Annotated in this window: 19 protein-coding genes; 17 read left to right on the top strand and 2 right to left on the bottom strand. The window is 46.9% G+C overall.

The window, feature by feature from the left end; all coding sequences use genetic code 11:
- The first annotated feature begins 45 nt into the window (after positions 1-45).
- The 4 genes from BQ9856_RS07125 to BQ9856_RS07140 all read left to right on the top strand — a co-directional run bounded on the left by BQ9856_RS07125 (position 46) and on the right by BQ9856_RS07140 (position 5,391).
- Positions 46-1,869 (top strand): ABC transporter ATP-binding protein, encoded by a 1,824-nt coding sequence (locus BQ9856_RS07125; protein WP_077610412.1) that lies wholly within the window; start codon positions 46-48, stop codon positions 1,867-1,869.
- Positions 1,862-3,613, top strand: a complete 1,752-nt coding sequence (locus tag BQ9856_RS07130; protein WP_077610413.1) for an ABC transporter ATP-binding protein — start codon at positions 1,862-1,864, stop codon at positions 3,611-3,613. The genes BQ9856_RS07125 and BQ9856_RS07130 overlap by 8 nt, the downstream gene beginning before the upstream one ends.
- An 85-nt stretch (positions 3,614-3,698) precedes the next feature.
- On the top strand, positions 3,699-4,073 hold the full coding sequence (locus BQ9856_RS07135) for a desulfoferrodoxin family protein (RefSeq protein WP_077610414.1): 375 nt from the start codon (positions 3,699-3,701) through the stop codon (positions 4,071-4,073).
- A 160-nt stretch (positions 4,074-4,233) separates the two neighbouring features.
- Positions 4,234-5,391: a DUF4317 domain-containing protein gene (locus BQ9856_RS07140; protein ID WP_077610415.1), complete on the top strand. Its 1,158-nt coding sequence runs from the start codon at positions 4,234-4,236 to the stop codon at positions 5,389-5,391.
- 2 nt (positions 5,392-5,393) lie between these two features.
- On the opposite strand, the gene BQ9856_RS07145 is transcribed toward BQ9856_RS07140, so the two are convergent.
- Positions 5,394-6,554: an acyltransferase gene (locus BQ9856_RS07145; RefSeq protein WP_159441966.1), complete on the bottom strand. Its 1,161-nt coding sequence runs from the start codon at positions 6,552-6,554 to the stop codon at positions 5,394-5,396.
- 160 nt (positions 6,555-6,714) lie between these two features.
- Between BQ9856_RS07145 and BQ9856_RS07150 the strand changes: the two genes are divergently transcribed.
- From BQ9856_RS07150 to BQ9856_RS07160, 3 genes are all read left to right on the top strand, one after another.
- Positions 6,715-8,490, top strand: coding sequence for a restriction endonuclease FokI C-terminal domain-containing protein (locus BQ9856_RS07150; RefSeq protein ID WP_235839170.1), 1,776 nt, complete (start codon positions 6,715-6,717; stop codon positions 8,488-8,490).
- Positions 8,490-9,188: a Crp/Fnr family transcriptional regulator gene (locus BQ9856_RS07155; protein ID WP_442855499.1), complete on the top strand. Its 699-nt coding sequence runs from the start codon at positions 8,490-8,492 to the stop codon at positions 9,186-9,188. The genes BQ9856_RS07150 and BQ9856_RS07155 overlap by 1 nt, the downstream gene beginning before the upstream one ends.
- A 112-nt stretch (positions 9,189-9,300) precedes the next feature.
- Positions 9,301-10,941 (top strand): SulP family inorganic anion transporter, encoded by a 1,641-nt coding sequence (locus BQ9856_RS07160; RefSeq protein WP_077610418.1) that lies wholly within the window; start codon positions 9,301-9,303, stop codon positions 10,939-10,941.
- 73 nt (positions 10,942-11,014) lie between these two features.
- On the opposite strand, the gene BQ9856_RS07165 is transcribed toward BQ9856_RS07160, so the two are convergent.
- On the bottom strand, positions 11,015-12,028 hold the full coding sequence (locus BQ9856_RS07165; protein WP_077613285.1) for a PocR ligand-binding domain-containing protein: 1,014 nt from the start codon (positions 12,026-12,028) through the stop codon (positions 11,015-11,017).
- 682 nt (positions 12,029-12,710) lie between these two features.
- Here BQ9856_RS07165 and BQ9856_RS25155 point away from each other — a divergent pair.
- From BQ9856_RS25155 to BQ9856_RS07215, 10 genes are all read left to right on the top strand, one after another.
- Positions 12,711-12,875: a YezD family protein gene (locus BQ9856_RS25155; RefSeq protein WP_328587239.1), complete on the top strand. Its 165-nt coding sequence runs from the start codon at positions 12,711-12,713 to the stop codon at positions 12,873-12,875.
- A gap of 89 nt (positions 12,876-12,964) precedes the next feature.
- Complete coding sequence (locus tag BQ9856_RS07175) at positions 12,965-13,837, top strand: radical SAM protein (RefSeq protein ID WP_077610419.1); 873 nt, start codon at positions 12,965-12,967, stop codon at positions 13,835-13,837.
- A 22-nt stretch (positions 13,838-13,859) separates the two neighbouring features.
- Positions 13,860-14,219: a NifB/NifX family molybdenum-iron cluster-binding protein gene (locus BQ9856_RS07180; protein WP_077610420.1), complete on the top strand. Its 360-nt coding sequence runs from the start codon at positions 13,860-13,862 to the stop codon at positions 14,217-14,219.
- A gap of 15 nt (positions 14,220-14,234) precedes the next feature.
- On the top strand, positions 14,235-15,680 hold the full coding sequence (locus BQ9856_RS07185) for a nitrogenase component 1 (RefSeq protein ID WP_077610421.1): 1,446 nt from the start codon (positions 14,235-14,237) through the stop codon (positions 15,678-15,680).
- A 1-nt stretch (position 15,681) separates the two neighbouring features.
- Positions 15,682-16,947, top strand: coding sequence for a nitrogenase component 1 (locus tag BQ9856_RS07190; RefSeq protein ID WP_077610422.1), 1,266 nt, complete (start codon positions 15,682-15,684; stop codon positions 16,945-16,947).
- A 28-nt stretch (positions 16,948-16,975) separates the two neighbouring features.
- Positions 16,976-17,824: a nitrogenase iron protein gene (gene nifH / locus BQ9856_RS07195; RefSeq protein WP_077610423.1), complete on the top strand. Its 849-nt coding sequence runs from the start codon at positions 16,976-16,978 to the stop codon at positions 17,822-17,824.
- Positions 17,825-17,856: 32 nt separating this feature from the next.
- The gene (locus BQ9856_RS07200) at positions 17,857-19,320 is read left to right on the top strand and encodes a nitrogenase component 1 (protein ID WP_077610424.1); all 1,464 of its coding nucleotides are present in this window, start codon (positions 17,857-17,859) and stop codon (positions 19,318-19,320) included.
- On the top strand, positions 19,320-20,618 hold the full coding sequence (locus BQ9856_RS07205; protein WP_077610425.1) for a nitrogenase component 1: 1,299 nt from the start codon (positions 19,320-19,322) through the stop codon (positions 20,616-20,618). The genes BQ9856_RS07200 and BQ9856_RS07205 overlap by 1 nt, the downstream gene beginning before the upstream one ends.
- A 27-nt stretch (positions 20,619-20,645) precedes the next feature.
- Complete coding sequence (locus BQ9856_RS07210) at positions 20,646-21,062, top strand: NifB/NifX family molybdenum-iron cluster-binding protein (protein ID WP_077610426.1); 417 nt, start codon at positions 20,646-20,648, stop codon at positions 21,060-21,062.
- Positions 21,063-21,079: 17 nt separating this feature from the next.
- A complete protein-coding gene (locus BQ9856_RS07215; RefSeq protein ID WP_200801272.1) occupies positions 21,080-21,907 on the top strand; it encodes a transporter substrate-binding domain-containing protein in 828 nt (275 codons plus the stop codon).
- Positions 21,908-21,911: the final 4 nt, after the last annotated feature.

Here is a 21,911-nt window from a genome sequence, read left to right on the forward strand (position 1 = left end):
CTGTTATAAAAAACAGCCGTATTATAGAAAGAAAGGTGGTTCGTTATGAAACAAAAAAATTCTATGGTCCCTGAGCCCAAAACCGGCATGGCCAGGTTGATGGAGCTTGCGGCTACCAAAAAGCCTCTTATGGCCGCTTCGGTGATCTTATCTGCGCTGGCATCTGTTGCCTCGTTTATTCCTCATATCGCAATATACTTTGTCGTGAGGGAAATCATGGGAGCGTTCCCTGATTTTGGAAATCTTGATCTTCAAAAAACAGTTGGGTTCGGCTGGCTGGCCTTTGGGGGCATCCTGCTCAATGTATTGTTGTACTTTGCTGCTTTAATGTGTTCGCACCTGGCTGCTTTTGGTACGCTGTACGAGCTGAAAGTAAACTTTGCATCCCATCTTGCAGAAGTACCGCTGGGATTTCATATGCTGGCCGGCAGCGGTAAGCTGCGCAAGATTATGGATGAAAACATCGAGAAGATTGAAGGATTCATCGCCCACCAGCTGCCGGATATGGTGGCTTCTTTTGTGGCGCCGGTGATCATGTTCATCATTCTTCTGTCTGTAGACTGGCGTTTTGGGCTTGCAGCAGCAGCCGGCATTGTTATAGCCTTTGTAATTCAGGTAAAAGCCTATGGCAATGACGGAGCGAAAACCATGATGGAGAAGTACCAGAGTGCCCTGGAGGATATGAACAACGCTTCCGTGGAATATATCAGGGGGATCACCGTTGTCAAAGCCTTTGGACAGACGGTCTATTCCTTCCGCAGGATGCACGGTGCCATTAAGGATTACACCAAAATGGTAATCCCCTATACCCTGAGCTGGGAAAATTATATGTCGGCCTTTCATACGGTCATCAATAACATTTACCTGTTTCTGATTCCGGTGGGAATCCTGATCGGGATCAATACGTCTGATTACGTTGACTTTGCCGCCACATTTATTTTTTACCTCATTTTTGTCCCCTCCATTGCAACCATTCTGATGAAGATCATGTATGTTTCTAACAGCGGAATGCAGATCATAGGAGGAGTGGAGCGCATGGATGAGATTCTGCATACCCCATCGCTTCTTAAGCCTCAGAGTCCGAAAGAAACCTCCGGGCATGAGATTGTATGTCAAAACGTATTTTTCTCGTATGCCGGTCAGGAGACCCAGGCTCTTTCGGACATTTCTTTCCGGGCGGAGGAAAATCAGATTACTGCCATCGTCGGCCCTTCGGGCGGAGGTAAAAGTACCATTGCTCATCTGATTCCGCGCTTTTTTGATGTAACGGAGGGAGCGATCCGGATCGGAGGCGTTGACGTGCGCGATATGAAAAGCGAGTATCTGATGAAAAAGGTCAGCTTTGTATTCCAGGATGTGTTTCTCTTTAAGCAAAGCATTCTGGAGAATATCCGGCTCGGGAATCCCAGCGCTGCCGATGAGCAGGTGATCGCTGCAGCCAGGGCGGCACAGTGCCATGAATTTATTGAGAAGCTGCCGGACAAATATCATACGGTCATAGGTACAAAAGGGATTCATCTTTCCGGCGGAGAGCAGCAGCGCATTGCTATAGCCAGAGCCATTGTAAAAAACGCCCCCATTGTGCTTCTGGATGAGGCTACTGCATTTTCTGATCCGGAGAACGAACATCTGATTCAGCAGGCATTTCAAAAGCTGATGCAGGGGAAAACGGTAATTATGATTGCACACCGTCTGTCAACCATCCGAAGTGCGGATAAAATCATAGTAGTAGACAAGGGCCGTCTCATTGAGCAGGGAAGCCATAATGAATTGCTGGAGAAAAAAGGAAAATATTTTGATATGTGGAATACATATACGAAAGCACTTGACTGGAAGATGGACCGAAAGGGGGTAAAAGAACATGCATAATTGGAAGAAAGCGTTGATGCTTACCGATAAAGGCTATTCGGATTTAAAGAAGGCCATTGCTGCCTGTACCGTTACAAATCTGGCACTTATGCTGCCCTTTGCAGTGACCATACAGGTTTTTGCCGAGCTGTTAAAGCCGCTGATGGCACAGGAAATCTCCTGGATGAGGATATGGTTTCTGTTTGGATGCGGCGCTGCTGCGGCTGTACTGGTGTTTCTGGCCAGCAAAAATGATTATAAAAAAACCTATGTTACCTCTTATCTGGAAGCAGAGAATTCTAGAATCAGCGTTGCCGAGCGAATCCGGAAGCTGCCCATGAATTTCTTCAACTCAAAGGACTTATCAGAGCTGACTACAAATATTATGGCTGACTGTTCGACGACGGAGCATGTTCTAAGCCACCTCCTCCCGCAGCTGGGTGCCAATGCCATTTCCGTTACCATTATCTGCGTCATGATGGCTGTTTTTGACTGGAGACTGGCGCTTGCTGTGTTTATTACCGTACCTGTTGCTTTCCTTGTTATTTTAGGAAGTAAAAAAATCCAGGCCCATTTCAGTGAGAAACAGGTGGAGGCGAAACTAAAAGCGTCTGACCAGGTGCAGGAGTATCTGGATGGAATCAAGGTCATTAAGGCCTGCGGGCTGGATGGTTCGAAGTTCTCGGCATTGGATGATGCCCTGCGCCTGATGAAGAAAATGGCAATCAAAATGGAAGTAGTCACAGGGGCTTTTGTCGTCGGGGCCCAGATGATTTTACAGGCTGGTGTCGGGCTCACCGTTTTTGTCGGGACCTATCTGCTGACGGGAGGCAAAATTGAGCTGATCCCATTGCTGATGTTTTTTGTCATAGTTGTCAGGATTTATGGGCCGATTCTTGTCGAATTCACCCTTTTGCCGGAATTGTTTTATCATAGGATTGCCACGAAGCGGATGCGCACGCTTATGACGGTTCCGGTTATGGAAGGCGATGCGCAAAAGCCGCTGACACACTGGGATATTAACTTCGAAAATGTCTCTTTTGGTTATAATGCGGAAAGTCCCCGGGAGGATATGGTAATCAAAAATTTTACGGTATCCATTCCTTCGGATGCCATCACAGCGCTGGTAGGGCCCTCTGGCTGCGGGAAAAGCACTATCTCACGGCTGATCGCCCGGTTCTGGGATGTAAACGAAGGCAGTGTAAAGATCGGGGGAATTGATGTGAAAACCCTTGATCCGGAGCACCTGATGAGCTATATGTCCTTTGTTTTTCAGGATGTCGTGCTGTTTCATGATACGGTCTACAATAACATCCGTATCGGAAACATGGAAGCCACGAAAGAGCAGGTCATAGAAGCGGCGAAAGCAGCCTGCTGTGACGGTTTTATAAACGCCTTACCGGATGGATACCAGACAATGCTTGGTGAAAACGGAAGTACGCTTTCGGGAGGGGAACGGCAGCGGATATCCATTGCCCGCGCACTTTTAAAAAATGCGCCTGTCGTACTCTTAGATGAAGCAACCGCTTCACTTGACCCTGAGAACGAGGCACTCATTCAGCAGGCTGTTTCTAAACTGATTGAAGGCAAAACAGTAATTGTCATCGCCCATCGCTTAAGAACCGTGGCAGGGGCGGATAAAATTATTGTACTCAATGAGGGCAGGCTGGTTGAGGAAGGCACACATGATGAACTGATGAAAAACAGGGGGCTGTATGAAAGGCTGTACCGCATTCAGCAGGAGAGTCTGGGGTGGAGTGTATAGGCGGAATCTGTTGTAAATCATTGGAATTTATGGTATACTGAACCTGCAATTAAAAAGGGGTCATAAGTAAAAGGAGGTTAGTCATATGAAGTTTTTGAAATGTAATCATTGCGGTAACATTGTGGCGGTCGTAGAGGAAAAAGGCGGCACGATTACATGCTGCGGTGACGAAATGCAGGAATTAATCGCCAACACAACAGATGCGGCAACGGAAAAGCATGTCCCTGTAATCGAAATGGATGGACAGAGTGTGATAGTTACGGTAGGTTCTGTTGAGCATCCCATGCTTCCTGAGCATTTCATCGGCTGGATCGCATTGGAGACCAGACAGGGGAACCAGAGAAAGATATTAAACCCGGGTGATAAGCCGGTTGCTGAATTCGCACTGTGCGATGGCGATGAAGTGGTTGCTGCATACGAATATTGTAATCTCCACGGATTATGGAAAGCGGACAAATAAAGAGAAGAAGAGTGGAAAAGCTCACAGGCCTGACGGTCCGTGAGCTTTTTTTGTGCGGGCAGCGAGCCAAACGAACATGTTTCCGATTCTTGACTTCTGCCCTGATTTGTTCTAGTATTAGAACTGGCAGTTTTACTTAAAGACAGGAGAAAACCGTAGAATGAATAAGAAAGAAACGAATGAAATAAAGAAACTTTTTACTCCGGCCAATTGTGCTATCAGCCGCATCTGCGGCTGTTATGTGGACGCGGAAAAGAACAAAAGAACGGAGATTAAGGAGGCATTTTTATCCCTTCCGGAGGAGGAAGCTTTTAAGTATTTTACCATTTTTAAGAGTGCCTTATCCGGAACAATAGGAAAGAATATGATCAATATGGAATTTCCCTTACATACGGAAGCCGAAGACGGAACCCAGAATTTTCTGCTTAAGCTCAGGGACAGCCAGCTAAAGGATGAAGCCCTGATTGAGGAATTCTATGATAAGGTGATCGCCAGTTACGATTATGGTGAGAATTTTTACATTATTTTGATCCATTGTGCCTATGATATTCCCGCAAAGTCCTCGGATGGTCTTGAAATGTTTGATGCCTCCGATTTTGTTTATGAATTCATCCAGTGCACCATTTGTCCGGTGAAGCTGTCAAAAGCAGGCCTTTGTTACAATTCGGAGGCGAATGTGATTGAAAACCGCAGCAGGGACTGGATTGTGGAAGCTCCGGATACCGGCTTTTTATTTCCGGCCTTTACCGACCGCAATACCGACATCCACAGCCTTTTATACTATACCAAAAACCCGGAGCAGATGCCGGAGCGCCTGATCGACGAACTATTGGGCTGTGTGATGCCCATGTCCGCCAAGAGCCAGAAGGAGACGTTCCAGGCCATTGTGGAGGAAACCCTGGGAGATAACTGCGATTTTGAGACGGTTAAGAGCCTCCACGAGAATATAAATGAGATTCTTGAAGAGACAAAGGATGAACCTGCTCCCTTTACCCTGGACAAGTATCAGATGAAAAGGCTTTTGGAGAACAATGGAGCCAGCCAGGAAAAGCTGGAGGAGTTTGAACAGCGTTACGGAAAGAACGAAGAAGGGCCCGGGCCTGCCTTCATCGCTTCCAATGTGGTCAATGCCAAAAGCTTTGAGATTAAGACAACGGATGTGAGTATCAAGGTGGCCCCTGATAAAACCTATCTGGTGGAAAACCGGATGATCGACGGCCGGCCATGTATTGTGATCGGCATCAGCGAACATGTGGAAATCAACGGGATCACGGTAAGGCCCATTGCGGCAGAACGGACAACGGAGCCGGAGGAATAGGCTCACCGGCTTTTTAAGGGACGGACCAGGCTTTTAAAAAGGCTCTGAACACAAAGGACTACGGTCTGATCAAAGAGAAAGGCCGCCGCGGCTGACAGAACCAGAACCAGGAGGAAGGATAGCATGGTGCTGCCGGCCATTCCAGGAGCGAGCCCGGTGATATCAAGCCGCTCCCTGACATAATAAAGCACGTACCAGTGAACCAGCAGGATGGAATAACTGTACCGGATCAGGAAATTCATCAGGATCCCTGGCTTTGGAAGACGGTTTTCCAGGGAACGCAGCAGAAGAAAGAGCGAGCCTGCTATAAGAATCATGGCAGGGGCGCCTTCCGCCAGCAGTATGGCTTTGTAATCGGAACGGAATGCGGTGCAGAGGACCGTAAACACACCGGATGCCAGCCCAAGTCCCCACCAGGCTTTCCTGTGTTCCATGGAAATGGGATGGGCGAAGTAATAGCCAAGCAAAAATACCCCTTCCCACGGGCTGATCATGAGCTCAAGGTTTAAGGGCAGGCCCATAACCGGCAGATAAACGGCCAGACAACGGAAGAGCAGAATCAGGACCGCCAGTCCCTGAAGCATGGAGCCGGTCAGGTGCTTAAAAAGAATGCTAAAAAACGGAGCCAGGACAGAAAGGGACAAAATGACATAAATTACCCATAGGTGGGGTGCCCAGTCAATGGGTCCTGCCGCCATATCCCTTAAGGCTTTCCAGATTCCGGCAATGAAACCGGAATTGAAATATTGGCAGGAAAGCAGGATATAAATGCAGTAATAACAAAAGAAGGGAAGCGCCACCTTTAGGAATCTTTTATAATAAAAGGACACGAAGCCCTCTGTTTGTCCGCTCAGGATCAGAGCACCGCTGTTCATGATGAACAGCGTGTTGCAGACCTGCATAATAGAGGAAAGGGACTGTACCGCCACCCAGGTTACACCTCCGGCAGAAAGGCCGGCGGCAGAAAAATCCATGCAGTGGACCAGGATAACAAAAAGGGTTGCAAGAAGACGTATGTAATCCAGGTAGAGAATCCTGCTTTTTCCAACAGGATTTCCCAAAAACAGGTGTTTTAAGTAGTCTCTGCCGTGGAGCTGCCGCCTGATATGGAGGCAGCAGGAAACGGCGATAAAAGCCAGTATTGTCAGCTGTAATTTTCCCATGCTTTCTATCCCTTTCCGGTCCGTTTTTGAAGTCCCCATCATTATATCACAGGAAGGCCGTCATAACAAACCCAAACGCTTTACGCGGTCCGTGGAAAATTCCGTGGTCAATCTTTTGAGGCTATGGTATACTTAAGGAAACACCCTGGGGGTATACCTAGTGCCCAAAGAACATGGGCAGGAAAAAGGAAAACACAGAGAGGAAATGACAGTGGCAGACAGAACATTTGGCTGGGTACAGGAGGCCTATACCCTGGGAAATTTAAAAAATGTAGTATCCGTGTTTGTGCCGGATTCAGAGATCAACCGGATCCTGCGCATGGATAAGATTCCCAGACTCATATCGGAAAAAGACGGAAGAGATGAGTTTATTCGGGAATTAAGCGGCAGGGAGATCTCCATCCCCTATACCCATTTGAAGGGAAAGGGGACACCTGCCGGATATACAAGGAGCAATGCCCCCTGTTCCGGGATTATCCAGGCAGTCCTGCCGGGACAGCGAAAGGAATACCAAAGTGACTGGCCCGCAGATTCCTTTCTGCGGTGGGCGGTCAGCATCGGTTTTCTTCATTACGACCGGAAAGAGGATGTCTGTTCCCTGTCCGTACTGGGGCGCCGGTATGCGGATGCGCCCGCAGACAGCGAAGAGGAGGTTTTCGTATTAAAGACGGCATTCCTTTCCTATCCGCCCGTATGCAGAGTGCTGTCCCTGCTGGGAGAAGAAGGGCATTTGACAAAGTTTGAGATCGGGGCCAGGCTAGGTTTCATCGGCGAGGCCGGCTTCACTTCCATTCCCCAGTACATGATCCTGCAGGGGCTGTTGGAAGCGGAAACCCGGGAAGAAAAGACAAAGCTTCTTCAGGATACGGAAGGTACCAGTGATAAATACGTCCGGACCATTTGCAGCTGGCTCATACAGATGGGCTGGGTCAACAAGGTGCCAAAGGAGGTAACCGCTCATATAGGCTGTCAGACCTTTACCGGAACAATTCCCCAGTCCTATCAGCTGACGTTAAAGGGAAGGACCGTATTAAAGCACGTTACCGGTGTTTCAAAATTCCCCAGGATTCCCAAACGGGTGATGTGGGATATGCTGGCTACCAAGGTGGCGGACCGGGAATATCTGCGCAACCGCAGGACCTATATCATAAAATATTTAGAGGGGGCCTACCGTTCCGCTTTGCAGGTAAAGGAATATTTAAAAGGTGTGGGTATGGAAGAGGAGGCGGAGACCATTCTCGATGACATCCGAAGCCTTGAAAATATTGGCCTTCATGTGAAAAAAGCCGGAAGCACTTATCGGATCATGGATGAAATAACCGGCCTTTTACTGCCTGCCGTAAACCATGGACCGGCGCCGGTGAAATCGGAAGTGTCTGTATGCAAGGATTATTTAAGATCCCGTTTGACCCACGTGGACCATAAGTATCTGCTCCTTTTGGATCTGGGGTACGACGGCACTTCGGACCGGGATTATGAGATACAGACTGCCGGGCTTTTGACAGATGAGCTGGATTTTAAGGGAGCCAGGCTTGGCGATACCAGAAAGCCGGATGTCTGCGTATACTATGGGGAAGACGGACTGATTCTTGATAATAAGGCTTATGGAAAGGGGTATTCCCTTCCGATCAAGCAGGCTGACGAGATGTACCGCTACATAGAGGAAAATAAGGAACGCAATGAGATGCTAAATCCTAACAAATGGTGGGAGATCTTTGACAGGCGTGTGGTGCGCTATCATTTTGCTTTTGTTTCAGGAGCCTTTACAGGCGGATTTAAGGAGAGGCTTAATAATATCCGGATGCGTTCGGGAATCTGCGGAGCCGCAGTCAATTCCATGAACCTTCTTTTGATGGCGGAAGAACTGAAGTCCGGAAGACTGGGCTACAAAGAATGTTTTGCACTTTTTGACTGCAATGACGAGATTGTATTGTAATGTTTTTAGAAACATGGAGGTTTGATGATATGGTGCTGGGTGACTACCTTCCTTTCTGGAATAAGCTGACGGAAAGACAGAGAATGCTTCTGAAAGAAAAAGCCAGGGAAGCAAGGTTTGAAAAGGGCATGCTGGTCCACGGCGGGGCTGATGGCTGCAGCGGGCTTTTGCTTGTGACCGCAGGGCAGCTCAGGGTTTATATGATATCGGATGAGGGACGGGAGCTGACACTTTACCGTTTGTTTGAGCGGGATATCTGTCTGTTTTCCGGTCCCTGTATGGTTAAAAACATTGAGTTTGATGTGACGGTGGAAGCAGAGCAGGATTCCGCAGTCTGCATGATACCGCCGGAGGTTTACAGGAAGCTGATGGATCAGTCCGCAGAAGTCTCCAATTTTACCAATGAGCTGATGGCTTCCCGTTTTTCCGACGTCATGTGGCTGATGGATCAGGTATTAAACAAGAAAATGGATGGCCGTCTGGCTGCCTTTCTTTTGGAGGAGGGGAGGCTTAACGGTTCCAAAGAGCTTTCCATCACCCACGAACAGATCGCCCATCACCTGGGTACGGCCAGGGAAGTAGTGACCCGGCTCCTCAGGCTGTTCCAGGCGGATCATCTGGTAAAGGTCACAAGGGGAAGTGTGGAACTGCTTGATGAAAAGGGCCTGGAACTGCTGGCAGCAGGCAGCTTAAGATAGGATTTTTTGTATTATTTGGGAAACATTTGAAATTCGCTTGCATTCTTTTCTTTTCACCGTTATATTATAGAAAGTTTATAAAAAATTTATAATATGCGAAGGATCAGGAGAGATGAGAGATACCGTACCCCAATTTTTTTTAACGATAAAACATTATACAAGGGAGCAGTTTATAAAGGATTTTATTTCCGGAATTATCGTGGCAATCATTGCTCTGCCCCTTTCGATCGCTCTTGCCCTGGCTTCCGGTGTTACCCCGGAGCAGGGCCTTTATACGGCCATTGTCGCGGGCTTTGTGATTTCTTTTTTAGGCGGCAGTAAGGTACAGATTGCAGGGCCTACGGCAGCATTTGCATCCATTGTAGCCGGTATCGTCTTAAAAAACGGGCTTGACGGTCTGGCTGCGGCAACCATCATGGCCGGGATCATTCTGGTTATCATGGGATTTTTACGGCTGGGAAGCCTGATCCGTTTTATTCCGTATACCATTACAACCGGCTTTACCACCGGTATTGCGGTGACTATTTTTATCGGACAGATAAAAGATTTCCTCGGGCTTACTTTTTTAAAGGCACCGGTGGAGACCATGGAAAAGCTGGAGCAGGTGATCCGCTGCATCGGAACGTTTAATCCCATGGCATTGGCAACAGGAATGACCGCTCTTGCCGTACTCATAATATGGCCAAGGTATTTTAAGAAGGTGCCTCCCTCTTTGATTGCAGTCATTCTTACTGCTGTTTTGGTAAAGGCATTGGAGCTTCCGGTCCATACCATCGGGGATCTGTATCCCATTTCCCCCAGCCTTCCGGCTTTTCATATTCCGGAGCTGTCCTTTGCTGTAATGCAGAAGGCTATGCCGGATGCAGTGACCATTGCGGTGTTAGCTGCCATTGAATCCTTGTTGTCCTGCGTCGTGGCTGACGGCATGGTGGGTGGCAGACACAATTCCAACATGGAGCTGATCGCCCAGGGGGTGGGAAATACCTGCTCCGCTTTATTTGGAGGAATCCCGGCTACAGGCGCCATAGCGCGGACCGCCGCTAATATCAAAAACGGAGGAAGGACTCCGGTAGCAGGAATGGTTCATGCAGTTCTTCTGCTGCTGATCCTGATATTCCTCATGCCCTATGCGGCTCTTATCCCGATGCCGTCCATTGCAGCGATTCTGTTTATGGTCGCTTATAATATGAGCGAGTGGAGGGAGTTTGTTTCCATTGTAAAGACATCTCCCAAAAGCGACTGGTCCGTGCTATTGGTCACCTTTATCCTGACTGTGGTATTTGATCTTGTTGCGGCCATCGGCGTTGGACTGGTGTTTGCCTCTCTGCTGTTCATGAAGCGAATGGCGGATGTGGCGGATGTAAACGGCTGGAGGTATTTAGAGGACGGAAAAGAGGAGAATGATGGGGACCGCATTGACTTAAAGCCTGTTCCGGGACATGTGGCCGTATTTGAAATCAATGGCCCAATGTTCTTCGGAGCCGCCGATAAGATATCCAAGGTGGTTCTGGAAGAGGGAAAGAGAGTGCTGATACTTCGTATGCGGAGCGTTCCGGCCATGGATGCAACTGCCTTAAAAAGCTTAAAAAAGCTTTACCATAGTTTAAAACGAAAGAACGTCATACTGGTATTATCCCATGTAAACGAACAGCCTATGACAATGATGGAAAGGGCGGGATTTGTGGATGCCGTGGGAAGAGAGAATATTGCAGGATGCATTGATGAAGCTTTAATGCGCGCTTCCGGTTTATAAAAATACCGATAGACAGGAAAACAGGCCATAAGGGACCGGAGGAAAGGGAATGCTCCGGTCCCTTATGGCTTTTCTATTTCATATTTGCCATCTTGTTTAATTCACCTGTTAAGGCCAATACTTCCTCTACGCTGGCTGTTGTTTCCTCTATTCCCGATGCCTGAGTTTCTGTATTTTTCATTGTGGAATCCGATATCTGTAGGGTTATGCTTAATGATTTCTGTATGTCATCGGTAAGTTTAACGATTTGCATTGCGGTATCCTTCGAATTTTGCGAGAGCTTTTGAATTTCAGTTGCCACAACCGCAAAGCCTTTTCCTGCCTCACCTGCCCGGGCTGCTTCGATCGAAGCATTTAAGCCTAATAATTTTGTCTGATCCGCAATACTTTTAATTGAATTAAGAATTACATTAATCTGCTCTGATATTTGTTTTACATTTAAGATTTCTTTATTCAGTTCATTCTGATTTTCATTCACTGTTATAGAAGATGCAGCCAGCTCTTCCATTGTAGCTTCAATGATCGAGAAGCGGTCTACCAGATCCCTGCTCATAGATTTTAGTTTATATTTATGATAACCAACCTGTGAAAGGGCATTTGCTACAATAAACAGCACTTCCGCTGCAGCATTGATATTTTTTTCTGTGATAATATTAATTTCATGAACAGCTTCTACATATTTTTCTTCATTGACTCCGATTTCTTTAGCTGTACGCCGGAATTCATCCTCATTTGGTTGTTTGTTCAGAATCTGACCGCCGAGTATTGTTCCAATTAATTCACCTTCGACCAGGATCGGTGCTGCAAAATCAATAAGACCTGCGTGGCATTTGTAAACATAAGGTTTTCCGGTTCTTGCCGCTGTTTCGCCCCCTCTTTTGTGTGATACAGCACATCTGTCATTACCGGTTTTCGTGGAATGTGTATACTGAGCGCAGAATTTTGTGTAGGAACTTGGATTTGTGACTGGATTTCCATCCCTGTCTACGGCAACACTTGCAAGATTCATACTCTGTGCAAAATTATCCAAGAATCTTTGCAGCAGACTGATGTCAATTACATCCGGAAGATTGATTTCTGAAATCATCTTATCTTGAATTTCATTCGTATTATTCTGCAATACCTTGCCCTCCTGTAAATGATAAAATTATCAATAATTTCCTTGAAAAAATTGTATCATATATGTGGTATTTTGTATATAAAAATACAAATATACTGATATCCCCCGTAATATGTCAGTTATTAAGAAAGTATTTTGTAGAATCATGCCGCAATCATATCGGCAAAATCATAATCACTTTTTTGCAGCAATGGGCCATGGGCAATGGGCCAGGACAGAATGAGCGGACAAGTTGTTAAAAAAATATTATAAAAATATAAAAAAAGATATTGACATCTAAAAAAGATGATATTATAATCAATACATATAAAACCTATAAAAATAATAGGGTTTACAAAGAAAGGATGTCATTCATATGAAAAACACGATGTTTTCTAACAGGGATAATGATTCTGCAAATTTTGAAAAGATGAATTGTTGTTGTAAAACTGTGTGCATGTGTATGAATACAGCTTATTTTTGTATGTATTAGAATACCTGAATCCGTAGCAGAAGGAGTTTCGCAGGTACTATAATAGTACCTGTTTTTTTTATAAACGGAAATAAATGATAAAATCCATCAATAACGCCATTGGATCAATCCATACGGACAGGAAGATGCACGAAATACATAATGAGTACCTTAGCAGCGATTCCCAAGTGAGAGAAGGTGATTCATATATCCTATTCAAATGCTTCTTATCCTGAAAATGAATACATCAGGCTGATTCATGAAATGGCCGGTAACGTAAAGTATGGTTCCATAACCATTACGATTCAGGATGGAAAAATAGTGCAGATCGAAAAAATAGAGAAAATCAGATTAAAGGACTGACTGGACAACCGGAGGTTCTGATAAGCAGCAATGCATATCAGGCGAAGGTTGTCTTTTTTAATATCCTTATTTAAGAAAGCGAGATTGAGATGGCAAATACATATCAAAACCTGCAAAAGTCACACCCGTGCTTTGGAGGAAATAAAAACAACGTGGGCCGGATCCATCTTCCGGTGAGTCCGGGCTGCAATATTTCCTGCAAGTTCTGCGACAGAAAGATCAATGATGATGAAGAAAGGCCCGGAGTAACCTCTAAGGTGCTCACTCCCTTGCAGGCATTGGAGGTGCTTGACAAAGCCCTTGCCCTTTGCCCGGAAATTACGGTAGCAGGCATTGCAGGGCCGGGCGATACCCTGGCCACGGATTATGCACTGGAAACCTTCCGGCTGGTAAAGGAGCATCATCCGGAACTGATCAAATGCATGAGCACCAACGGGCTCCTTCTCTATGAAAGGGCGGATGAGATCATTGAAATCGGAGTGGAATCCGTAACCGTTACGGTAAATGCGGTGGACCCTGAAATTGAAGCGAAGCTTAACCGGTGGATCGTGTATCATGGGAATGTTTACGAAGGAGCCCGGGCGGCTGAAATCCTGATAGAAAACCAGTTAAAGGGCATTAAAAGAATTGCGGATGCAGGGATCACGGTTAAGGTAAATACCGTGCTGGTACCAAATATAAACGGAGAGCACATCGAGGATATTGCAAAGGCCGTAAAAGAGGCGGGCGCAAGCATATACAACATCATCCCGTTAATCCCCCAGTCGGATCTTTCCGATGAAACAGCCCCGGTGTGCCGCGAGATCGACGAGGCCAGGACTGCGGCAGGAAAGTACATCGATGTTTTCCGGCATTGCCAGCACTGCCGTGCGGATGCAGTTGGAATGCTAGGGGGAAAGGATTTCGGAGATATGATATACCAGAGAAGGATCGCAGGAAGCGATACCTTCTCCCATGGATAAAGAAAAAAGGATGTAAAACGGCATGATTTATAAAATTGCAATTGCATCATCAGACGGAAAAGTAGTCAATCAGCATTTCGGCAGAGCCGGGGTTTTTTATATTGTCAACGCTGACAGCGGGGATATGACCTTCATATATGAGGAAAGCCGCAAAACAGCCCCTGTGTGCAGCGGACAGGAGCATGATGACGCACAGTTAAAAGCGCTGGCAGCCATGCTTAGAGATTGTGATTATGTCTTAGTCAGCCGGATCGGATATGGCGCGCGGGCCGCCTTGGAGCGGGATCACACAGAGGCGTTCGAATTGCCGGGGTATATTGAGGATTCCATTCGGAGACTTCTTTCTTACGTAGAGGTCCGGAATTTATTGAATGAAACATAGAAAGGATACATGACCATGAGCGAAACATATTCAGGAATCAGGGAAAGCCGGCCAAACCGCTATAATGATCTGGGTTCCACCGGCAGCCGGGCAGAGGCGGATTTTAAGAAAGGCTGTTTAAAGAAGGCGGACCGGAGCTTTGCACAAGGACTGCAGTGCCAGCAGATCAACAGTATGGCAGCCTTAATGTCCCTGGAGGATTCTGTATTCATTGCCCATTCCCCTCAGGGCTGTGTGGGCTGTACCTCTCTGGCAGCAGACCAGTACCGGGTAGGGCAGGCGCACCGGGGGGTGAAGCACATTAAGAATCCGAGAATCATCGTGTCAAACCTGGATCAGAACAATGTGATCTTCGGAGGGGAAAATAAGCTTAGAAAAGCCGTTGAAGATGCGGTATCAAGGTACCAACCCAAGCTCATCTTTGTATTTGCCTCCTGTGCCTCCGGTATCATCGGAGACGACATTGACGCCATTGTAAAGGATCTGCAGGAAAATATGGATGCACTCATTATTCCGGTCCACTGCGAAGGCTTCAAATCGAAAATCTGTGCTTCCGGTTTTGATGCGGCTTTTATTTCAATCAACAAATACATATTGAAAAAGCAGAAGCTTGAAAAGAAAGAAGGCCTGGTTAACTTATTTGCACCGGTTTCCATAAGCTATGCCGACCAGAAAGAAATGGAGCGGATGCTGTCCCTGCTGGGACTTTCCGTAAACTATATTCCTTTTTACAGTTCGCTGGAAAAAATAAAGCAGATCCCGGCAGCCCAGGCCTCGACTTCAATCTGTAAAGTGTTCGCAGATGAATTCATGAAAACGCTGTATGAGGATTATGACATTCCCTATTCCCATACGGTTATGCCCATCGGGGTGCGCAATACGGATATATGGTTCCGGGGAATCGCGGAGATTGCGGGAAAAGAAAAAGAAGCGGAAGAAATCATTCGGAGAGAGCATGAAAGGATCCTTCCTCTGGTCGGATCCATTAAGAACCGGCTGAAGGGGAAACGGGTATTTATCTGCGGCGGAACCGGCCGTTCCTTTGCAGCCGCTGCGCTGATCGATGATTTCGGAATGGAGCTGGCAGGGCTTGAGACACCGACCTATGATGAAGACGCGCAAGCGGATATCGAGCATCTCAATACGATCCACCCAAATTATGTCATTGACATTGCAAACATGCAGCCCTTTGAACAGGTGAATCTGGTGAAAAAGCTGAAACCGGACGTATTCATCGGAGTTCCGGAATGGGCGGCAAAGCTGGGGATACCGACTACCCATGTGCTGGATATGAAACGGCCTACCATGGGATATGACGGACTTTTGTTTCTCGGGAATAAAATTGTCGACCAGCTTGAGAATCCCGGTTTTAATGTGAAGCTGTCGCAGCATATCAGACTGCCTTACAGGGACAGCTGGTACGAAGAAGATGCATTTAAATATATAACCGGAGGTGAATGAGATGTCGGAAGTAATTGAAAATCCAAGAGGAGGCTGTGTTCTTGCCGGCATTAATTCCGTGCTGGGGGCCATTGAGCGGGTATGCCCGATCTATCACGGAGGTCCTGGCTGCTGTATGCAGTCGACCGCATCCGACCAGGGACAGTCAGGCAATAAAAATTCCAGCTTTGTAAGCAGTGTTTCCATTCCTTCCAGTAACATGCTGGAACGGGAAGTGGTATTCGGCGGAACGAAAAAGCTTCAATCAACCATTCAGGGGGCTATCGATATCATTGATGCGGACGCATACTTTGTCCTTACAGGATGTACGGCAGGAATCATTGGAGATGACATAGGAAGCATCACGGAGGAATTCAAAGAAAAAGGGCATCCGGTCTACCCCATTGATACACCTGGATTTGCCGGAGACAGCAATCTCGGGTATGAGGTGGTCTGGAACACCATGATCGACCAGGTGGTGGAAGAAGGGGTTCCAAAAGACGAACGGCTTGTGAATGTATTTGGGATCATTCCCTACCACGACCCGTTTTGGAGCGGTAATCTGGAAGAAATCGCAAGGTTATTAAAAAAGCTTGGTTTAAAGGTGAATACCTTTTTTACGGAACATCAGGGCATCGAAACCATCCGGAAATCCTCCGGTGCCGCCTTAAACATTATCATTCATCCATGGATATTCAAAGGACCTGCCGGGAAGTTTTTAGAAAAGTTCGGGGTTCCCTCCATTCGTTATCCCGGTCTTCCCATCGGTGCCAGTGATACAAAACGGTTTATTCTTGAGGCAGCCGGGGCGTTGAAGCTGGATATAGAAGAAGAGGAGGATTATGTATATCACTATCTGGCACAGGCCATCGGCACATTAAGCTGGAAGAAGTTTGCCGTGGTTGCGGATGCGTCAAGCGCCGTGGGGATCACCCGGTATCTTGCAAATGATTACAGCTTTACTCCTGTGCTTGTGATAATATCGGAGCTGGTCTTCCGCCAGGAAGACAAAGACAGGATCTTAGGGGAGCTTACCGATCTGGAATATGCAAGGCCGCCCAGGGTGGTATTTAACGCAGACCAGTATGAAATAAATAAAGCTCTTTTGGAAGAGGAAGATGTTACCCTTATCATAGGCAGCAGCAATGAAGAGGAAATCAGCTCCTTAAAAGAGGTACAGTGCATCGTTGCGGCATTTCCGATCAAAGACCGGCTGATTTTTAACAGAACCTATGCCGGATACAGAGGAAGCCTGACTTTGATAGAAGACTTATACGATAATTTATAATGAGAATCAGAAAGAGAGGATTTTAGCAATGGGACAGATCAGACAGATTGCCATTTATGGGAAAGGAGGAATCGGAAAATCCACCACCACCCAGAACCTGACAGCAGGGTTGGTGGAGCTGGGAAAAAAGGTCATGGTTGTGGGGTGTGATCCAAAAGCGGATTCGACCAGGCTGCTTCTGGGCGGCCTGGCTCAAAAGACGGTTCTTGATACCTTGAGGGAAGAGGGCGACGGCGTAAAGCTGGAACGCATCATGAAGGAAGGATATAAAGGAACCCGGTGTGTGGAATCAGGGGGACCTGAGCCGGGAGTTGGCTGCGCGGGCAGAGGAATTATCACTTCCATCGGACTGCTTGAAAACCTGGGCGCTTATACCGATGATCTGGATTATGTATTTTATGACGTATTGGGAGACGTAGTCTGCGGGGGATTTGCCATGCCGATCCGGGAAGGAAAGGCCAAAGAGATCTACATTGTGGCAAGTGGAGAGATGATGGCACTGTATGCGGCAAACAACATTGCAAAAGGGATCAAACGGTATGCAAAGGCCGGCGGAGTAAGGCTTGGCGGAATTATCTGCAACAGCAGAAATGTAGACAGGGAGCTGGATCTGCTTCGTGCGTTTTCAAAAGAACTTAATACCAAGCTTCTCTATTTCGTTCCGAGAGATAACATTGTGCAGCATGCGGAGATCAACCGCAAAACAGTCATCGAATATAAACCGGATTCCAATCAGGCGGGGGAATACCGTAATCTTGCCCGGGCCGTGATCGAAAATACGGATTTTACCATTCCCACCCCAATGGACCAGGAACGGCTGGAGGAGATCCTTTTGGAATTCGGACTTATGAACATCAAAGACGATTATAAGATTTAAGGCATGGGAATGCCGGAACAAGGAGGTTAAACATGGCGATTCATTTATCAAGTTCGAATCTGGCGACCAGAGAGAACCGGTTAGGTTCCATTACGGGATACGTTGGAGATTTGCATGATCTTGCATTACAGAGCAGGTGCGGAACTCTAAAAGGCTGCGGACGCTGTTTTTCCCAGTCGAGTTCCTGCCTTTCGGGATGTGCTCTCAGCCAGCTTGGCGGGATCCGGGATGTGGCGGTCATTCATCACGGTCCTTCCGGATGCTCAGCGACTGCAAGCTCTCAGTACATTGTTACCAATCAGGTCGCGGCAAAAAGAGGGGTAGAAAATCATTCCGTTTATATTGGCACGGACATGAATGAGAATGATACCATTTTCGGCTCTGCGGATGCGCTGGCAGATATCATTCTTGAAGTCAACCGGAGGTATCAGCCAAAGGCCATATTTGTCAGCAGCTCCTGTGCAACAGGGATCATCGGCGAGGATATAGACAGCGTTGTGGATGAAGTAAAAGACCAGATCCCGGTGCCTGTCATTGCCGTACACTGCGAGGGCTTTAAATCCCGCATCTGGGCAACCGGATTTGATATATCCGACCACGCGGTTTTAAGCGGAATTGTAAAGCCGCCGAAGCAGAAGAGGAACACCATCAATTTTAAAAACTTCTATGAAAGCGCCAGAGGTGAGATCATTGAAATATTTAAAAATTTTGATCTGGATCCGATTTTTTTATATGCCAACGCCACCGTAGAAGAACTGGAACGCCTGTCGGAATCCGTTGCCACAACGTGTATCTGCGGGACCCTGGGAAATTATCTTGGAAACGGCCTGGAGGAGCAATACGGCGTGCCTTATATCCGGACCATCAATCCGCTGGGGATCACCGGATTTGAGACCTGGCTCCGTGAGATCGGAAGGGTGGCAGGAAAACTGCCCCAGGTAGAGAATTACATAGAAGAACAAAGAAAGATCTATATCCCCCGGATCGAAGAGGTCAAAAAGGAGCTAAAGGGACTTAAGGCGGTTCTGGGTATGGGGCCCGGATACACCTTTGAAGTGACCAGGGTATTAAATGAATTGGGGATCGAAGTGGTTTGGGCTCTTGCCTGGCATTATGATAAGAAATATGAAAACGGCGACGTGCCGCCTGCCATGAGCTATCTTCTTGATAACGGCATTAATTTTGAAACCAGTGTATCAGACCAGCAGAATTTTGAGGTAATGAATATCTTAAACAAGTACCGGCCGGACTTATATCTTTCCAGGCATCCGGGCTCCACGGTATGGGCCATCAAGCAGGGAACGCCTGCGGTATTTGTGGCTGATGAATATATGATATTCGGTTACAGGCACACCCTGGAATTCGCTCATACGGTTTTAGATACCATAAGAAACAGAAGCTTTGGGCAGAATCTGGCAAAAAGGGTGAAACTTCCGTATACAGACTGGTGGTATAAACAGGATGTGGGAAGCTTCTTAGAGGAGGCAATCATCTGATGGCGAAAATATTAGATAAACAAAGATATAAATGTGCAATGAGTGCCATGCAGACCGTTCAGGCAATCGAACGGGCCATCCCCGTACTCCATTCCGGGCCGGGATGTGCCCAGAAACTGTCTAATTCCTCCGGAAGCTCCGGCTATTTTTCTCCCAACATCTATCCGTGTACCAGCATCAATGAAAAGGATGTTGTTTTCGGCGGAGCACAGAAGCTTGAGTCTACCATCAAACATTCCCTGGAAGTCATTGACGCCGATTTATATGTGGTTTTGACCGGCTGCATCCCGGAGATTGTGGGCGACAATACCGGGGAAGTGGTAGAGGGGTTCCGGGATGCAAAAAAACCGGTGATCTATGCATCAACCGCAGGCTTTAAGGGCAATAACTACAAAGGCCACGAGCAGGTGGTGGATGCGATCATTGACCAGCTTTTGGAGAAATCAGATATCCGGGTGAAAAATCTGGTCAATATATGGGCTGATGTGCCTTATCAGGATGAATTCTGGCTCGGGAATTTAAGGGAGCTTGAAAAGCTGGTCACAGAGCTGGGGCTTACGCCAAACACCATATTCGGATATAAAAGAGGATTAAGTAACGTAAAGAGGATACCGACAGCCGAATTCAATCTTCTGGTATCCCCCTGGGTCGGGCTTAACAATATGAAGAAAATGGAGCAGAAGCTTGGGATCCCTTATCTTCACTATCCGACCCTTCCCATCGGTGCCTTTGAAACCAGTAAATTCCTTCGGGAAGTGGGCGGATTTGCCGGAGTACCAAAGGAGAAAATTGAAAAGCTCATTGCTGAGAAGGAAGCCTATTACTACTATTATATCGAGCGCTATGCGGATCTGTTCCTGGAGACCAGAGTCATGTCAAAGCAGTTTACGGTAGTGTCCGATGCCCAGTATGCCCTCGGCATTACCAAGTTTCTGGTCAATGATCTGGGCTTGTTTCCCGCAAAGCAGTTTGTGGTGGATGATACGCCGAGAGAATTCCGGGATGCGGTCCGGTCCTGTTTTAAAGAACTGAATTTTGGGATAGAAGCAGAGGTGAGCTTTGAGACCGATGGCTATAAGATCCACAATGAGATCAGAGCCCATGATTATCACGGATACCCGCTGATCCTCGGAGGCTATTGGGAAAAAGAGGCGGCAAAGCAGACCGATGCCCATTTCCTTAATGTATCCTGGCCGGTGAATGAAAGGCTGGTCATGAACAGCTATTATGCAGGATATGACGGAGGCCTTAAACTGATCGAAGATATCTATTCGGTCGCCAAAACAAGATTTAATTAACAGATCCGTTTTAAGGAAGGGAGTATCATGTCATATAAAATTGCAGTTGCATCTTCTGACCGGATAAACATTGATGGGAATTTTGGAGCGGCCCATGAATTTCTGGTCTATGAAGTGGCGGAGAGCGGGAAGTATGTTTTTTTAGAAATAAGAAAAACCCCGGAAGAAGTAAAAGAGCCTTCCGCATGTAAGGACGGGTGTGCAGGAAGCGGCTGCGGCGGTTTAAAGGGAAATCATCCCAATGTGGAGGCCATAGCAGACTGCCGGTGCGTGATCTGTAAAAAAATCGGTTTCCACATTCAAAAACAGCTTGAGAAAAAAGCGATCAGTGCCTTTGATGTGGAAGGGGAAATGGAAGATGCATTGCAGAAAATCACATTGTATTTCCACCGGGTGGATCACCACCAGACACTTAGAAGAATCTCAAATGAAACGTTGAAATGAAAGGCTGGGAGAAAATTATGAAAAAATCGGCAAAAAAGTTAGCTTTGGCAGCAGTTCTGGCAGCACTGGGAGCAGCAATGCTGTCCGGATGCGGAAAAAAGACAGCGGCAGCAGACAGCGGCGTTACAAAAGTGGTAGTAGGAACCGGTAACGCCTATGAGCCCTATTGCTTCCTGGATGAAAAAGGAAATCTTGCCGGGTATGAATACGAGGTTTTAAAAGCAGTGGATGAACTGCTTCCCCAGTATGAATTTGAATATCATACCTCTGATTTTGCCAATGTACTGATTTCCCTCGATGCAGGTAAGATTGATATTGCAGCGCACCAGTATGAATGGAACGAGGAGAGAGGGGAAAAGTATCTGTTTGGAAAAGAACCGTATACCACCTATGTGACCTATCTCGCCGTAGCAAGCGGCCGGACGGATATTCAGTCTCTTAATGACTTACAGGGGCGGAAAGTAAAGAGCTCCGCCGGATCAAATTCCGTTTATATCCTGGAAAATTACAATAAGGAACATCCGGATAACCCCATCAATATTGATTATGTGAACAATTCGACCGATGAAGAAACCATTACCGGAATCTTAAACGGAGTCTGGGATGCAACCATCCTGACAAAGCGGGATACGGAAAAACTGAATAAAAACTACGGAGACGGCGGGGAAGTCATAAAGGTGACGGGAGAACCGGTCCAGTCTTCTTCCACGTTTTTTGTCTTTGCAAAAGGAAATACCGAATTGCAGGAGGCAGTGGACGGAGCGGTAAAACAATTAAAAGAAAGCGGAAAGCTTGCACAGATATCCACGGATATAATCGGCGGAGATTATACGGAAAGTGAGTAATTGG

Origin of the sequence: Clostridium sp. Marseille-P2415 (assembly GCF_900155545.1) — a bacterium.
Taxonomy (GTDB): domain Bacteria; phylum Bacillota; class Clostridia; order Lachnospirales; family Lachnospiraceae; genus Lacrimispora.

Coding starts and splice junctions, on each gene's coding strand:
- BQ9856_RS07130 (WP_077610413.1), top strand. CDS start 1,862: ATGCATAATTGGAAGAAAGCGTTGATGCTTACCGATAAAGGCTATTCG.
- BQ9856_RS07175 (WP_077610419.1), top strand. CDS start 12,965: ATGGCAAATACATATCAAAACCTGCAAAAGTCACACCCGTGCTTTGGA.
- BQ9856_RS07200 (WP_077610424.1), top strand. CDS start 17,857: ATGGCGATTCATTTATCAAGTTCGAATCTGGCGACCAGAGAGAACCGG.
- BQ9856_RS07125 (WP_077610412.1), top strand. CDS start 46: ATGAAACAAAAAAATTCTATGGTCCCTGAGCCCAAAACCGGCATGGCC.
- BQ9856_RS07135 (WP_077610414.1), top strand. CDS start 3,699: ATGAAGTTTTTGAAATGTAATCATTGCGGTAACATTGTGGCGGTCGTA.
- BQ9856_RS07205 (WP_077610425.1), top strand. CDS start 19,320: ATGGCGAAAATATTAGATAAACAAAGATATAAATGTGCAATGAGTGCC.
- BQ9856_RS07155 (WP_442855499.1), top strand. CDS start 8,490: ATGTTTTTAGAAACATGGAGGTTTGATGATATGGTGCTGGGTGACTAC.
- BQ9856_RS07185 (WP_077610421.1), top strand. CDS start 14,235: ATGAGCGAAACATATTCAGGAATCAGGGAAAGCCGGCCAAACCGCTAT.
- BQ9856_RS07145 (WP_159441966.1), bottom strand. CDS start 6,554: ATGGGAAAATTACAGCTGACAATACTGGCTTTTATCGCCGTTTCCTGC.
- BQ9856_RS07165 (WP_077613285.1), bottom strand. CDS start 12,028: ATGATTTCAGAAATCAATCTTCCGGATGTAATTGACATCAGTCTGCTG.
- BQ9856_RS07215 (WP_200801272.1), top strand. CDS start 21,080: ATGAAAAAATCGGCAAAAAAGTTAGCTTTGGCAGCAGTTCTGGCAGCA.
- BQ9856_RS07140 (WP_077610415.1), top strand. CDS start 4,234: ATGAATAAGAAAGAAACGAATGAAATAAAGAAACTTTTTACTCCGGCC.
- BQ9856_RS07210 (WP_077610426.1), top strand. CDS start 20,646: ATGTCATATAAAATTGCAGTTGCATCTTCTGACCGGATAAACATTGAT.
- nifH (WP_077610423.1), top strand. CDS start 16,976: ATGGGACAGATCAGACAGATTGCCATTTATGGGAAAGGAGGAATCGGA.
- BQ9856_RS07190 (WP_077610422.1), top strand. CDS start 15,682: ATGTCGGAAGTAATTGAAAATCCAAGAGGAGGCTGTGTTCTTGCCGGC.
- BQ9856_RS07160 (WP_077610418.1), top strand. CDS start 9,301: ATGAGAGATACCGTACCCCAATTTTTTTTAACGATAAAACATTATACA.
- BQ9856_RS07180 (WP_077610420.1), top strand. CDS start 13,860: ATGATTTATAAAATTGCAATTGCATCATCAGACGGAAAAGTAGTCAAT.